Annotated in this window: 18 protein-coding genes; 15 read left to right on the plus strand and 3 right to left on the minus strand. The window is 68.0% G+C overall.

What is annotated here, in order from left to right:
- The first annotated feature begins 3 nt into the window (after window positions 1–3).
- On the plus strand, window positions 4–510 hold the full coding sequence (locus tag EO081_RS05300; RefSeq protein WP_311720691.1) for an MOSC domain-containing protein: 507 nt from the start codon (window positions 4–6) through the stop codon (window positions 508–510).
- Window positions 507–1697 (plus strand): phosphoglycerate kinase, encoded by a 1191-nt coding sequence (locus tag EO081_RS05305; protein WP_129340840.1) that lies wholly within the window; start codon window positions 507–509, stop codon window positions 1695–1697. Before EO081_RS05300 ends, EO081_RS05305 begins: the two co-directional genes overlap by 4 nt.
- Window positions 1698–1825: 128 nt before the next feature.
- On the opposite strand, the gene EO081_RS05310 is transcribed toward EO081_RS05305, so the two are convergent.
- On the minus strand, window positions 1826–2311 hold the full coding sequence (locus EO081_RS05310) for a hypothetical protein (RefSeq protein WP_129340841.1): 486 nt from the start codon (window positions 2309–2311) through the stop codon (window positions 1826–1828).
- Window positions 2308–2787 carry a vgr related protein gene (locus EO081_RS05315; protein WP_129340842.1) on the minus strand — a complete coding sequence of 160 codons (480 nt, stop codon included), beginning with the start codon at window positions 2785–2787 and terminating at the stop codon, window positions 2308–2310. Before EO081_RS05315 ends, EO081_RS05310 begins: the two co-directional genes overlap by 4 nt.
- A 153-nt stretch (window positions 2788–2940) precedes the next feature.
- Here EO081_RS05315 and EO081_RS05320 point away from each other — a divergent pair, with 153 nt between their 5' ends.
- Together EO081_RS05320 and EO081_RS05325 are read left to right on the plus strand one after the other, a co-directional pair.
- Complete coding sequence (locus EO081_RS05320) at window positions 2941–3849, plus strand: class I fructose-bisphosphate aldolase (protein WP_129340843.1); 909 nt, start codon at window positions 2941–2943, stop codon at window positions 3847–3849.
- Window positions 3849–4241: a putative quinol monooxygenase gene (locus EO081_RS05325; protein WP_129340844.1), complete on the plus strand. Its 393-nt coding sequence runs from the start codon at window positions 3849–3851 to the stop codon at window positions 4239–4241. The genes EO081_RS05320 and EO081_RS05325 overlap by 1 nt, the downstream gene beginning before the upstream one ends.
- Before the next feature lie 183 nt (window positions 4242–4424).
- Here the strand turns inward: EO081_RS05325 and EO081_RS05330 are convergent, their stop codons facing one another.
- Window positions 4425–5174: a DUF72 domain-containing protein gene (locus tag EO081_RS05330; protein ID WP_129340845.1), complete on the minus strand. Its 750-nt coding sequence runs from the start codon at window positions 5172–5174 to the stop codon at window positions 4425–4427.
- On the opposite strand from EO081_RS05330, the gene thiE reads away from it, so the two are divergent.
- The 11 genes from thiE (at window position 5173) to EO081_RS16780 (ending at window position 12918) form a co-directional block, all read left to right on the plus strand.
- Window positions 5173–5877, plus strand: coding sequence for a thiamine phosphate synthase (gene thiE / locus EO081_RS05335; protein ID WP_129340846.1), 705 nt, complete (start codon window positions 5173–5175; stop codon window positions 5875–5877). The two genes, EO081_RS05330 and thiE, sit on opposite strands and share 2 nt — an antisense overlap.
- A 377-nt stretch (window positions 5878–6254) precedes the next feature.
- Window positions 6255–6851 carry a M23 family metallopeptidase gene (locus tag EO081_RS05340; RefSeq protein ID WP_129340847.1) on the plus strand — a complete coding sequence of 199 codons (597 nt, stop codon included), beginning with the start codon at window positions 6255–6257 and terminating at the stop codon, window positions 6849–6851.
- A gap of 69 nt (window positions 6852–6920) precedes the next feature.
- Window positions 6921–7484: an elongation factor P gene (gene efp / locus EO081_RS05345; protein WP_125960050.1), complete on the plus strand. Its 564-nt coding sequence runs from the start codon at window positions 6921–6923 to the stop codon at window positions 7482–7484.
- An 18-nt stretch (window positions 7485–7502) separates the two neighbouring features.
- The gene (locus EO081_RS05350; RefSeq protein WP_129340848.1) at window positions 7503–7910 is read left to right on the plus strand and encodes a hypothetical protein; all 408 of its coding nucleotides are present in this window, start codon (window positions 7503–7505) and stop codon (window positions 7908–7910) included.
- 5 nt (window positions 7911–7915) lie between these two features.
- A complete protein-coding gene (locus EO081_RS05355) occupies window positions 7916–8731 on the plus strand; it encodes an inositol monophosphatase family protein (RefSeq protein ID WP_129340849.1) in 816 nt (271 codons plus the stop codon).
- Between the two features lie 319 nt (window positions 8732–9050).
- Window positions 9051–9425 carry an NADH-quinone oxidoreductase subunit A gene (gene ndhC, locus EO081_RS05360; protein WP_125960149.1) on the plus strand — a complete coding sequence of 125 codons (375 nt, stop codon included), beginning with the start codon at window positions 9051–9053 and terminating at the stop codon, window positions 9423–9425.
- A 2-nt stretch (window positions 9426–9427) separates the two neighbouring features.
- On the plus strand, window positions 9428–9988 hold the full coding sequence (locus EO081_RS05365) for a NuoB/complex I 20 kDa subunit family protein (protein ID WP_317893264.1): 561 nt from the start codon (window positions 9428–9430) through the stop codon (window positions 9986–9988).
- Complete coding sequence (locus tag EO081_RS05370; protein ID WP_129340850.1) at window positions 9985–10842, plus strand: NADH-quinone oxidoreductase subunit C; 858 nt, start codon at window positions 9985–9987, stop codon at window positions 10840–10842. Before EO081_RS05365 ends, EO081_RS05370 begins: the two co-directional genes overlap by 4 nt.
- Window positions 10842–12074, plus strand: coding sequence for an NADH-quinone oxidoreductase subunit D (locus EO081_RS05375; protein ID WP_129340851.1), 1233 nt, complete (start codon window positions 10842–10844; stop codon window positions 12072–12074). The genes EO081_RS05370 and EO081_RS05375 overlap by 1 nt, the downstream gene beginning before the upstream one ends.
- Window positions 12074–12751: a complex I 24 kDa subunit family protein gene (locus tag EO081_RS05380; protein ID WP_129340852.1), complete on the plus strand. Its 678-nt coding sequence runs from the start codon at window positions 12074–12076 to the stop codon at window positions 12749–12751. Before EO081_RS05375 ends, EO081_RS05380 begins: the two co-directional genes overlap by 1 nt.
- Window positions 12748–12918: a hypothetical protein gene (locus EO081_RS16780; protein ID WP_165284517.1), complete on the plus strand. Its 171-nt coding sequence runs from the start codon at window positions 12748–12750 to the stop codon at window positions 12916–12918. The genes EO081_RS05380 and EO081_RS16780 overlap by 4 nt, the downstream gene beginning before the upstream one ends.
- Window position 12919 lies beyond the last annotated feature (1 nt).

Genomic DNA, 12919 nt, shown 5'->3' on the forward strand with positions numbered 1-12919 from the left:
TCGATGCCCGTCGCGCTGGCGGATGCCGGAGAGGACGGGCAAGCGGGCGCGCGGGTCGGCACGATCGCCGGCATCGCGCGCCACGCCTTTGTACGGGCACCCATGGAGGTGCTCGACCGCGCCGAGATCAGCGTGGACGCCGGCATCGCCGGCGACCACCGCGGCCGGCGCAAGCCCGGCAGCACCGGCAAGCGCCAGGTGACGCTGATGGAGCGCGGCGACTGGGAAGCGGCCACCGCCGCGATCGGCCGCACCATCCCGTGGCAGGAACGCCGCGCCAACCTGCTGGTCGACGGGTTCGATCTGCCGCAGGTCCCCGGCACGCGGCTTCGCATCGGTGCCGAGGTGGTGCTGGAAATCACGTATGAATGCGACCCGTGCGTTCGCATGGACGCGCTGGTCCCCGGGCTTCGCGAGGCGATGCTCCCCGACTGGCGCGGCGGTGCCTGCACGCGGGTGGTGGCGGGCGGAACGATCGCCGTGGGCGACACAATCAGGATCGAGACATGACACGCAACTTCAAGACCCTGGACGACATGGGTGAGATCGCGGGCAAGCGCGTGCTGGTCCGCGAGGACCTGAACGTGCCGATGGCCGACGGCCATGTCACCGACGACACCCGCCTGCGCGCGGCGATCTCCACCGTGACCGAACTCGCCGATCGCGGCGCGATCGTGCTGGTGCTCGCCCACTTCGGCCGCCCCAAGGGCGTGCCGAGCCCCGAATTCTCGACCGCCCAGCTGGCGATCCCGTTCGGCCAGGTGCTCGGGCGCCCCGTCCGCTACATCGACTGGGAAGGTGCGGCCGACGCGGTCGCCACGCTCCAGTCCGGCGACATCGCGCTGCTGGAGAACACCCGCTTCTTCGGCGGCGAGGAAAAGAACGATCCGGCGGTCGTGGATCGCTTCGCGGCGCTCGGCGACCTCTACGTCAACGACGCCTTCTCCGCGGCGCACCGCGCCCATGCCTCGACGGCAGGGCTCGCCCACAAGCTGCCGGCGTTTGCCGGTCGCCAGATGGAGGCAGAGCTCGACGCGCTCGACAAGGCGCTCGGCACCCCCGAGCATCCGGTCGCGGCCGTGGTCGGCGGCGCCAAGGTCTCGACCAAGCTCGACGTGCTCAAGCACCTGGTCGGCCGGGTCGATCACCTCATCATCGGCGGCGGCATGGCCAACACCTTTCTCGCCGCGCGCGGCGTGAACGTCGGCAAGAGCCTGTGCGAGCACGACCTCACCGGCACGGCCGACGAAATTTTTGACGCTGCCGACAAGGCCGGCTGCACCATCCACCTGCCGTATGACGTGGTGGTCGCGACCGAGTTCAAGCCGAACCCGGCGACCCGCACCGTCAACGTGCACGAAGTCGCCGCCGACGAGATGATCCTCGACGTCGGCCCCGCCGCGGTCGAGGCGCTGGGCGACGTGCTCAAGAACTGCCGCACGCTGGTGTGGAACGGCCCGCTCGGTGCGTTCGAGACGCCGCCGTTCGACGCCGCCACGGTGTCGCTGGCCAAGACCGCAGCCGCGCTCACCAGCGACGGCTCGCTCGTGTCGGTCGCCGGCGGCGGCGACACCGTCGCGGCGCTCAACCAGGCCGGCGCGGCCGGCGCCTTCACCTTCGTCTCCACGGCAGGCGGCGCCTTCCTGGAATGGATGGAAGGCCGCGAGCTTCCCGGCGTCGCTGCCCTGGCCCGCTAACCCGATCTTCTAATGTACCCCGGCGAAGGCCGTGGCCCAGTTGGCATGTCTTTTCGCATCTCGCGATCTGCTCGCACCTGGGTCCCGGCCTCCGCCGGGACACCGTCACGCAAGCGGCCCGCCAAGCCCTACCGCCGGCCAGCCCGCATCGCGATACACGCCGCCGCGCGCTGTGCCCGCTCTTCCACCGCACCCCAGCATCGCGCCAGTTCCGGTCGCGGCGGCATCGCCTGGTACACCCCGCTGCCGACCCCCCGCTCGAACCAAAGCCGCAGATGTTGTGGCGCGATATCAGCCGCTTCGCCGCGATCGCTCGCAGCTCGCTCGAGCAAGGACAGGCCCTGTTCCAGCGTCGCTGCCGGCCGCCGCTCCGGCTGCACCTCACGATGCCCGGCGATGATCAGATTGCCGGTCTCCAGTGCCACCGTCGCACTTGGCCGCCCGGATCGCTCGATCGCGGTGATTGCCCGCGCATAATCGGGCGGCTCGTCGGCAAGCGCTTCCTCCACGACCAGGTCGGTCGCCCGCTTGCTTGAATGCCAGTCCGCCTCCTCCGTGCTCTGGCTCGAGCATCCCGCCAGCACGACGGCCAGCGCCGGCAGCGCGCACCTCATGTCAGCGGCAGCAGCGGCGCATAGTCCGCCAGCGTATAGGGCAGGGGGATGCGGCCGCCGTTCGCCAGCGTGAAATAATGCTGGGCGATCATCCCCATCTGCTCCAGCCCATAGCGGGTGAACGGCTTTCCCGGCTCCAGCCGATAGTCGTAGTTGCGCTGGAACGGTCCGCGCACCCACACCCACTGCTTCAGCCCGTACCACTGAAAGAGGTGCGTCCCCTCGTGCACGAAGCCCGCCTTGCGCCACAGCGGCACGCCGGGCGCGGCGAAATCGGGGACATGGGTGTCGCCAGGGAAATAGGCGTGTCCGTTGGGCGCCATGGGCCGGTCGCCCGGAAAGACGAACCACCATCTGCGCGCGTGGATCCGCACCCGGCCATAGTCGATGCCCTCGCCGAACACGCCGCGCAGCATGGCCGTCTCGCCGGGGCTCAGTGGGCGATGGCGCGGGGTCGCAGGGGGCCGTTCACGCATCCCGGACATACGCGTCGCCCCCGAGTTCGTTGCACCGCGACGAAGGGAGCGTTCCCACGTTCGGGGCGCCCTTGTGGGGTGGGCGGCGCCCGCCTAACGAGGTCGGGCAAGCGGTAAGAGCCGCAGCGAACAGCAGCATGGGAGACCTTTGGAATGACGCCGACCGTCAGAGCAATTCTCGCGAACTACGAGTCCGACAATCCAGGCGTGAAGGCGAACCTCGCCCGCATCCTGATGCAGGGTCGGCTGGGCGGCACCGGCAAGCTGGTCATCCTGCCCGTCGACCAGGGCTTCGAGCATGGCCCCGCGCGCAGCTTTGCGGTCAACGAGCCGGCATACGACCCGCACTACCACTTCCAGCTCGCGATCGACGCCGGCCTCTCGGCCTATGCGGCGCCGCTCGGCATGCTGGAGGCGGGCGCCGGCACCTTCGCCGGGCAGATCCCGACCATCCTGAAGGTCAACTCCTCCAACAGCTGGGCGACCGGCATCAACCAGGCGGTGACCGGCGGCGTCGACGACGCGCTGCGCCTCGGCTGCTCGGCGATCGGCTTCACCATCTATCCGGGCGCCGACGACGTGTTCGACATGATGGAGGAGATCCGCGAGCTTTCGGCCCAGGCCAAGTCGGTCGGCATCGCCACCGTCATCTGGTCCTATCCGCGTGGCGGCAATCTCTCGAAGGATGGCGAGCTCGCGCTCGACGTCGGCGCCTATGCCGCGCACATGGCGGCGCTGCTCGGCGCGCACATCATCAAGGTGAAGCTGCCCACCGACCACATCGAGCAGAAGGAAGCCAAGAAGGTCTACGAAGGCTTCGACGCCTCCACCCAGGCCAAGCGCGTCAGCCACGTTGTGAAGAGCTGCTTCAACGGCCGTCGCATCGTCGTCTTCTCGGGCGGCGCCGCCAAGGGTGCCGATGCCGTCTACCAGGACGCGCGCGACATTCGCGACGGCGGCGGCAACGGCTCGATCATCGGCCGCAACACCTTCCAGCGCCCGCGTGACGAGGCACTGGCGATGCTCGACAAGATCATCGGCATCTATCAGGGTCAGGACTGATGGAGCGGCGCCCGCTCCTGGCCGGGCTCGCGCTCGCGCTGGTCGGCGGGCGCCTTTTCGAAGGAGAGGTGGCAATGGCGAGCACGACCGCAGGTTTCGGCATGATCGGCAAGATCAGGACAAAGCCGGGCACCCGCGCCGAGCTCGTCGCCATCCTCGCCAGCGGCACCGACGCGATGCCGGGCTGCCTGGCGTATCTGATCGCCGAGGATGCGGGCGATCCGGACGCGATCTGGATCACCGAACTCTGGGACGCCAAGGAAAGCCACGCCGCCTCGCTGAAGCTCCCGGCCGTCCAGGACGCGATCGCCAAGGGCCGCCCCCTGATCGTCGGCTTCGACCTCAGCGCCGAGACCCGCCCGGTCCCCGGCAGCTTCCTCGCCGGCGCCTGACGCGATCCCCTTCTTCGTACCCCGGCGAAGGCCGGGGCCCAGTCGGGAAACCCCTCCGCATCGCGAGGCGCCCGCGACTGGACTCCGGCCTCCGCCGGGGTACGGCTATGTGGATTGCACCCACAGTGCTCCTGCGCAGGCAGGAGCCACACCCACCGGCCGCCGTTGCGATACCGCAGGCCGCTACTGCCCAGCTTGCCGCAGCATCGCCTTCAGCGTCAGCGCGTCCTCGACCGCATGCGCCTCGGCATCGTTGTTGAAATAGGCCCACACCTCGCGCCCGGCGCGCGCCTCGGCCGTCATCCAGTCGGTCCAGCGCAGCAGGCGCTCCTCGGAATAGCGCCCCCAGTATTTCCCCTCGCCCCCATGAAAGCGCAGATAGGCGACCGGCCCCACCGCCAGATCGGGGCTCTCCGATCCCGGCATGTCGTGCGCGCAGAAACTCGCGCCATGGCGCTCCAGCAGCGCGAAAACCCGATCGTCGTACCAGCTCTTCTCTCGGAATTCGAAGACGTTGACGACGTCTTTTGGTACGAGTTGTAGGAATGCCTCCAGCCGCTCCAGGTTGACCTTGAACCGCGGCGGCAGCTGGTAGAGCACCGGCCCCAGCGTCTGCCCCAGATGCCGGAACGCCGGCATCATCCGCGCCATCGGCTCCTCGCACTCCTTCAGCTTCTTGGCCTGGGTCAGGAAGCGGTTGGCCTTCACCGCATAGCGAAAGCCCGGCGGCGCCTGCGCCGCCCAGCCATCGAACGTCTCCGGTTTCGGCAGGCGATAGAAGCTGTTGTTGATCTCGACCGTGTCGAAATGCTCGGCATAGAAGGCGAACCAGCGCTTGACCGCCAGCTTCTCGGGGTAGAAGCGGCCACGCCAATGCGGGTAGATCCAACCCGAACACCCCACCCGAACTGCCGCAAACCCGGAGCTTTCCATGCACGATCCCGAAGACGACCTCGAAGCCGACAACGCGCTGGAGGGCTTCGCGGATCAATTCGAGCGCGACGATCGCCGGCCCGCCTGCCAGCTCTACCTCGTCTCGCCGCTCGACGTGTCCGGCGCCTTTGCGGACCGGCTCGCCCGCGCGCTCGACGCGGGTCCTGTCGCGGCCTTCCAGTTCCGCGTGAAGGACATGGACCAGCACGCCGCCGCCCGCCTGGCCGAGCCGCTCCAGCGCCTCTGCGCCGATCGCGAGGTCGCGTTCATCGTCAACGACAGCGTCAGCCTCGCCAAGCGGCTGGGCGCGGACGGTGTCCATCTCGGCCAGGAGGACGGCGACCCGCGTGAGGCGCGCGCCACGCTCGGCCCCGCGGTCCAGATCGGCGTGACCTGCCACGACAGCCGCCACCTGGCGATGGGGGCAGGGGAGGCGGGAGCCGATTACGTCGCCTTCGGCAGCTTCTATCCGACCACCACCAAGGAAGTCCGGCACCGCGCGGAGCCGGCGATCCTGTCCTGGTGGACCACGCTGTTCGAGCTGCCCTGCGTCGCGATCGGCGGCATCACGCCCGCCAACGCGCAGCCGCTGATCGACGCCGGCGCCGACTTTCTGGCGGTGAGCGGCTCGGTCTGGAACGGCGACGAAGCTGCGGCCGTGCGCGCCTTCGCCGAGCTGCTCGCGCAGGGCAAGACGCGCTAAGCTCCCCTTCCGTCTGCTCCCGCGCAGGCGGGAGCCAGGGTTCCGAAGGCCACGCGTCGTGGTTGCACCTGGATTCCCGCCTGCGCGAGACCTCTGCGAAGCGCCTGACAGTGCTCCTGCGAAAGCAGGAGCCCAGGGTCCCAACCACCGCAAGTCGTGGTCTGCATGGCCCTGATTTCCAGCCTTCGCAGGAATACGGGTACGATCAAAAGACGGCGGCTCCTGTTCCCAGAAGTCCCGCTTGCGCGGGGGGCGCCGCAGGCGGGATGGCCGGGATACCGCCGCCCCCTCGAACGTTCTCCACCCGAAACATCCTGGGAGCGCGCGATGGGTCGGACAGCAATCGGCGGGGTCACCGAACGGCCGGGGCGCCAATCATGAACCGCCTCGGCTGGTCGATCCTGCTGCTGCTGGTGCTCGCGGGCGGCGCCTTCGCCCTGATGCTGTCGCCGGGCACCGCACCGCCGCCGCGCGGTGCGGCAACCGAGCCCGTCGCCGTGCCACCCGCCGCGCGGCCGCGTGCCAACGCCGCCGGCCTCATCATCCCCGTCGCCGGCGTCGCGCCCGATCAGCTCGTTGACACTTGGCACCAGAGCCGCGCGGGCGGCGCGCGCGAGCATCAGGCGATCGACATCATGGCACCGCGCGGCACGCTCGTGCTCGCCGCCCGCGGGGGCCGCATCGAGAAGCTGTTCGACAGCGCCGCCGGCGGCCACACCATCTACATCCGCACCGCCGATGGCGCGCACATCGACTATTACGCGCACCTCGACGCCTATGCCTCCGGCTTGCAGGAGGGGCAGCTGGTGCGCCGGGGGCAGGGGATCGGCACCGTCGGCTCCACCGGCAACGCCAGCCCGGACGGTCCCCACCTCCATTTCGCAGTGAAGCACATGGCGCCGGCCGAGCGCTGGCACCAGGGGACGCCGCTCAACCCCTATCCGCTGCTTGCCGGAACCGGTGGCGGCGGCTAAAGCCGCGCGCATCGTGGCCCGGGCGACTTGCGTCGCCGGCCCTTGGCTCTTTCCACCACAGGTTCCAGCATGAAGATCAGCGGCGTCGACATCCGTCCCGGCAACATCATCGAATATGAAGGCGGCATCTGGCGTGCGGTGAAGATCCAGCACACCCAGCCTGGCAAGGGCGGCGCCTACATGCAGGTGGAGCTCAAGAACCTGCGCGACGGCCGCAAGAACAACGTCCGCTTCCGCTCGGCAGAGACGGTGGAGCGCGTGCGCCTCGACACCAAGGACTTCCAGTTCCTGTACCCGGAAGGCGACATGCTCGTCTTCATGGACAAGGAAACCTATGATCAGGTTTCGCTCCCGCGTGACCTGCTGGGCGACGCAGCCGCCTTCCTTCAGGACGGCATGGACGTCGTGATGGAGCTCTATGACGAGGAAGCGATCAGCGTCCAGCTGCCCGACACGATCGAAGCCACGATCGTCGAGGCGGACGCGGTGGTGAAGGGGCAGACCGCCTCGTCGTCCTACAAGCCGGCCGTGCTGGACAATGGCGTGCGCGTGATGGTGCCGCCGCACATCGCCAGCGGAACCCGCATCGTGGTTGACGTGTACGAGCAGACGTACGTCCGCCGCGCGGACTGAGCAACGAGAGTAACGCGTATGAAGCTTCTCCTCCCCCTCGCGGCTGCGGCCGCCCTGGTCCTCAGCCCCGGCGCCTCGGCGCAGAAGGCGAAGAGCGGTGCTGCCAAGCCCGCGGCAGCCAAGCCCGCGGCCGGGCAACCCTCCCGCGAGGAGGTGGAGAATGCTTCCCGGACGCTTGCCGCGATGATCGGCGGGCTCCAGTCGGACAAGGTGCCCGAACAGGTGAAGAGCGCGCTGTTCGCCTGCATCTATCGTGCGCCGCTGGCCGAGATCAGCCTGCGCACCACGCAGATGCTCAATCAGAACAAGGACAAGCTGAACGCGTCCAACACGACCGATCGCCTCTCGGCGGTCGCGGCCGTGTGCGGCGTGCGTGAAGCGCCCCCGGGCGCCGCGCCGGCTGCCAAGAAGCCCCAGGGACGCTAAATATCATGGTTGCACATTCCGGCCTCTTCACGGTGATGGAGCGCGCCGCGCGCAAGGCGGGCCCCCGCCTGCGCCGCGACTTCGGCGAGGTCCAGCACCTCCAGGTCAGCCGCAAGGGCCCGGCCGACTTCGTGTCGATCGCCGACAAGCGCGCCGAACAGACGCTGGTCGAGGAATTGCGCAAGGCACGTCCCGACTGGGGCTTCCTGTTGGAAGAAGGCGGCAAGATCGAGGGCGACCCGACCAAGCCGCGCTGGATCATCGATCCGCTCGACGGCACCAGCAACTTCCTGCACGGCATCCCGCACTTCGCGATCTCGATCGCGGTCGAGGAGCCGAACGGCGCCGGCGGCCAGCCCGAGATCACCACCGCGCTCGTCTATCAGCCGATCACGGACGAGAGCTTCTGGGCCGAGAAGGGCCGTGGCGCCTGGCACCAGGATCAGCGGCTGCGCGTCTCGGCACGCCGCGACCTGACCGAATCGCTGATCGCGACCGGCATTCCGTTCATGGGCCATGGCAATTTCGCCGAGTGGAGCCGCATCTTCGGTGCGGTCGCACCCGAAGTCGCCGGCATCCGCCGCTTCGGTTCCGCCGCGCTCGACCTGGCCTGGGTCGCCGCGGGCCGTTTCGACGGCTATTGGGAATCGGGTCTCCAGCCCTGGGACATCGCCGCCGGCATTCTGCTGGTGCGCGAGGCCGGTGGCTTCGTCACCGACTTCAAGGGCGCCGACCGCGCCTACATCAAGCGCGAAGTGCTGGCGGCGAACGACGCGCTGCACTCGCGCCTTCACAAGCTGGTCGCCGGCGCGCTGCGCTGATCCGGGCAGGGCGGGGTGCCTGGCGCGCGCCGCCCTCCGCACCGGCGTCGTCCCCGTTAGCCCAACGGGACGAGTCGCGCCCGCGCGGTCCCTCCGGCGACCCGCTGCGCCCGCGGGCCGGCCTTCGAACTCCCGGAGTTTGCGCTAGGTTAGTCGGTCCGCACTGCGGGCCGGCTCGCGGGCGTTTGCGCGCGCCTGATGCGGCTGTGCCAGTCGACACCAGAGCCTAATTGCGAGCGATTCTCAAGGGGTTTGCGCCTTGATGCCTCCGGGTCATGCGCCTAGAAGCCCCTCAGCATTCCGCAACCGCGAGATGACCTTGGTCGACCTATCGCAATATCTGCCGATCCTGATTTTCCTTGGGATCGCGCTTCTCCTGTCCGGTGCCTTCGTGGCGCTGCCGATCCTCGTGTCGCGCCTCACCGGCGCGGACAAGCCCAATGCCGAGAAGCTCTCGGAATATGAATGCGGTTTCCCCGCGTTCGAGGACTCGCGCAGCCAGTATGACGTCCGCTTTTATCTGGTGGCGATCCTCTTCATCGTCTTCGATCTGGAGGCGGCGTTCCTATATCCCTGGGCAGTGTCGGTGTTCGACCTCGGTTGGACGGCATGGATCTCCATGATGATCTTCATCGGCGAACTGGCGCTGGGCCTCGTGTACGCGTGGAAGATGGGAGCGTTGGATTGGGAGTAGAACTGAACCCGTCGCCTGCCGCTTTCGGCGAGCAGAACGCCCTGGCCCCCGGCGCGCACGTCGCGCCGGACCAGCGCTTCTTCGACGACCTGAACGGCGAGCTGACCGACAAGGGCTTCCTTGTCACCTCGACCGAAGACCTGTTCCATTGGGCCCGTACCGGCAGCCTGTGGTGGATGACCTTTGGCCTCGCCTGCTGCGCGGTCGAAATGATCCACGTCAACATGCCGCGCTATGACATGGAGCGCTTCGGTGCGGCCCCTCGCGCGTCCCCGCGCCAGTCGGACGTGATGATCGTCGCGGGCACCTTGTGCAACAAGATGGCCCCGGCGCTGCGTCGCGTGTACGACCAGATGTCGGAGCCGAAGTACGTGATCTCGATGGGGTCGTGCGCCAACGGCGGCGGCTATTATCACTATAGCTACAGCGTCGTGCGCGGCTGCGACCGCGTGGTGCCCGTGGACATCTATGTCCCCGGCTGCCCGCCGACCGCCGAGGCGCTGCTCTACGGCGTCATGCAGCTGCAGCGGAAGATCCGTCGCTCGGGGAGCATCGAACGGTGAGGGCGCCCGCACCTGCCTATGCCGCCAACGACGGCGTCATCGAGACGGCGACCGCCGCCCTCGGCGCGGCGCTGCTCGAGGCGCAGGATCTCGTCGGCGAAGTGACGCTGCTGGTCGAGCGCGACCAGCTCGTGCCGGCGATGATCGCGCTGCGCGACACGCCCGGCCTCGAGTACCAGCAGCTGATGGAAATCGCCGGCGTCGACTATCCGTCGCGCGTCGAGCGCTTCGACGTCTGCTACCACCTGCTCTCGGTCACCCGGAATCACCGCATCCGCGTGCGCGTGCGCACCGACGAGGTGCAGCCGGTGCCGTCGGTCACCGGCATCTGGCCGGTTGCCGGCTGGCTGGAGCGCGAGACGTTCGACATGTACGGCGTGATCTTCGAGGGGAACCTCGACCTGCGCCGCATCCTGACGGACTATGGCTTCCGCGGCCATCCGCAGCGCAAGGACTTCCCGCTCTCCGGCTTTGCCGAGGTGCGCTATTCGGAAGAGGCCAAGCGCGTGGTCTATGAGCCGGTGAAGCTGGCGCAGGATTTCCGCAGCTTCGACTTCATGAGCCCATGGGAAGGCGCCGAATACGTCCTCCCGGGTGACGAGAAGGCGACCCCGTCGGGCGAGCACAAGGCGGCGCTGCCGCAGGCCAAGGGTGCGCCCTCGCCGGTGACGGCCGAGCAGGTGCGCCGCGCCGACGACGACAAAAAGGATTCGCCGCCGAACGCGCCGGAGACGAAGGTCACCGAGTCTCCCGCGCAGACTGGCGCCGGCAAGTCCGATCCGGGCAACAAGCCCGAGGAAAAGCCCAAGGATCCGGATGTCATTCCGTCCAAGGGTGAGGGGCAGAACCAGTAATGGCTGAGTATCTCGACCAGCTCGAGCATCGCGCCGACGATCACACGTCGGCCGGCGATGTCGAGATCCAGAACTACACGATCAACTTCGGCCCCCAGCATCCGGCCGCGCACGGCGTGCTGCGTCTGGTGATGGAGCTCGACGGCGAGATCGTCGAGCGGGTGGACCCGCACGTCGGGCTGCTGCATCGCGGGACTGAGAAGTTCATCGAGTACAAGACCTACCTGCAGTCGATCCCGTACTTCGACCGGCTCGATTACTGCTCGCCGATGTGCATGGAGCACAGCTATGTGCTCGCCATCGAGAAGCTGCTCGACCTCGAAGTGCCGCTGCGCGCGCAGTACCTCCGCGTGTTCTTCGCGGAGCTGACTCGCATCAAGAACCACATGCTGAACCTCGGTTCGCACATCATGGACGTGGGCGCGATGACGCCCAACCTGTGGCTGTTCGAGCTGCGCGAAGACTGCATGAACTTCTATGAGCGGGCCTCGGGCGCGCGTATGCATGCGAACTATTTCCGCCCGGGCGGCGTCCGCCAGGACGTGCCGCTGAAGCTGCTGACCGACATCGCCGAGTGGCTCGACACCCGCCTGCCGCGCCTGTTCGAGGATGCGATCAGCCTGGTGGCCGAAAACCGCATCTTCAAGCAGCGCAACGTCGACATCGCGATCGTCAGCCGCGAGGATGCGCTCAAGTGGGGCTTCTCCGGCCCGATGATCCGCGCCGCCGGCCTGCCATGGGATCTGCGCAAGTCGCAGCCGTACGACGTCTATGCGCGCATGAACTTCGACGTGCCGGTCGGCACGCGGGGCGACTGCTACGACCGGTTCATGGTCCGCGTGGAGGAGGTGCGCCAGTCGGCGCGCATCATGAAGCAGTGCCTTGCCGAAATGCCGGAAGGGCCCACGCTCAGCCTCGACCGCAAGGTCGCGCCGCCCAAGCGTGGCGAGATGAAGCGCTCGATGGAAGCGCTCATCCACCACTTCAAATATTTCACCGAGGGCTTCCACGTGCCCGCCGGCGAAGTCTATGTCGCGACCGAGAGCCCCAAGGGCGAGTTCGGCGTGTATCTGGTCTCCGACGGCACCAACAAGCCGTACCGGTGCAAGATCCGCCCGACCGCGTTCAGCCACCTCCAGGCGATGGACTTCATGTCGAAGGGGCACATGCTCGCCGACACGACCGCCATCCTGGGCGCGATGGACATTGTTTTTGGTGAATGTGACCGCTGATGGCTGACGCACCCCATATCCCGGACGAGGCGGAGACCCGCGCACGCTGGGGCAACTTCGCGTGGAACGAGAAGAACGCCGAAAAGGCGCGCGAGATCCTGTCGCGCTATCCGGCGGGCCGCGAGCAGTCGGCCTCGATCCCGTTCCTCGACCTCGCCCAGCGCCAGGTCGGGGAGGAGACGAACACCCAGGGCTGGCTGCCGGTCCCGGTGATCGAGTTCGTCGCGCGCGAGATCGGCGTCGCCTATATCCGCGTGTTCGAGGTCGCGACCTTCTACACGATGTTCAACCTGGCGCCGGTCGGCCGCTATCACGTACAGGTCTGCGGCACGACGCCGTGCATGCTGCGCGGCTCGGACGACGTGCTCGCGGCCTGCAAGAACCGCGGCCTCGCCAAGGGCAAGACCACGCCGGACGGGCTGTTCACGCTGACCGAGGTCGAGTGCCTGGGCACCTGCGCCAACGCGCCGATGGCCCAGATCAACGACGATAACTTCGAAGATCTCGACTACGACAAGACCGTCGCGATCCTGGACGCGCTGGCGCGGGGCGAAACCCCGAAGCCGGGTCCGCAGATCGAGCGTCAGGCGAGCGCGCCGGAAGGCGGTCCGACCACGCTTCAGGCGATGGTGGGCGAGAACCACGACTATCGCGGCGAATGGGGCTCGGCGGCGTGAAGGCGCTGGGATCCCTGATCCTGGCGATCCTCGTCGGGTTCGTGGCACTGTGGGTGCTGCTGCAGCTGTTCGTGGGCGCGCTGAAGTTGATCGGCGTCCTGATCGCGATCGGCGTGGCGGTTGTGGCCTATTTGCTGGCCGAAAAGCTTATCGGGAAGGGGCGCTGAC

Source organism: Sphingomonas desiccabilis, assembly GCF_004135605.1.
In the GTDB taxonomy this organism is placed as follows: domain Bacteria; phylum Pseudomonadota; class Alphaproteobacteria; order Sphingomonadales; family Sphingomonadaceae; genus Sphingomonas; species Sphingomonas desiccabilis.

Excerpts from the sequence above, each read along its gene's own strand:
- EO081_RS05300 (WP_311720691.1), top strand. The coding sequence starts at position 4 with ATGCCCGTCGCGCTGGCGGATGCCGGAGAGGACGGGCAAGCGGGCGCG.
- EO081_RS05305 (WP_129340840.1), top strand. The coding sequence starts at position 507 with ATGACACGCAACTTCAAGACCCTGGACGACATGGGTGAGATCGCGGGC.
- EO081_RS05310 (WP_129340841.1), bottom strand. The coding sequence starts at position 2,311 with ATGAGGTGCGCGCTGCCGGCGCTGGCCGTCGTGCTGGCGGGATGCTCG.
- EO081_RS05315 (WP_129340842.1), bottom strand. The coding sequence starts at position 2,787 with ATGCGTGAACGGCCCCCTGCGACCCCGCGCCATCGCCCACTGAGCCCC.
- EO081_RS05320 (WP_129340843.1), top strand. The coding sequence starts at position 2,941 with ATGACGCCGACCGTCAGAGCAATTCTCGCGAACTACGAGTCCGACAAT.
- EO081_RS05325 (WP_129340844.1), top strand. The coding sequence starts at position 3,849 with ATGGAGCGGCGCCCGCTCCTGGCCGGGCTCGCGCTCGCGCTGGTCGGC.
- thiE (WP_129340846.1), top strand. The coding sequence starts at position 5,173 with ATGCACGATCCCGAAGACGACCTCGAAGCCGACAACGCGCTGGAGGGC.
- EO081_RS05330 (WP_129340845.1), bottom strand. The coding sequence starts at position 5,174 with ATGGAAAGCTCCGGGTTTGCGGCAGTTCGGGTGGGGTGTTCGGGTTGG.
- EO081_RS05340 (WP_129340847.1), top strand. The coding sequence starts at position 6,255 with ATGAACCGCCTCGGCTGGTCGATCCTGCTGCTGCTGGTGCTCGCGGGC.
- efp (WP_125960050.1), top strand. The coding sequence starts at position 6,921 with ATGAAGATCAGCGGCGTCGACATCCGTCCCGGCAACATCATCGAATAT.
- EO081_RS05350 (WP_129340848.1), top strand. The coding sequence starts at position 7,503 with ATGAAGCTTCTCCTCCCCCTCGCGGCTGCGGCCGCCCTGGTCCTCAGC.
- EO081_RS05355 (WP_129340849.1), top strand. The coding sequence starts at position 7,916 with ATGGTTGCACATTCCGGCCTCTTCACGGTGATGGAGCGCGCCGCGCGC.
- EO081_RS05375 (WP_129340851.1), top strand. The coding sequence starts at position 10,842 with ATGGCTGAGTATCTCGACCAGCTCGAGCATCGCGCCGACGATCACACG.
- EO081_RS05380 (WP_129340852.1), top strand. The coding sequence starts at position 12,074 with ATGGCTGACGCACCCCATATCCCGGACGAGGCGGAGACCCGCGCACGC.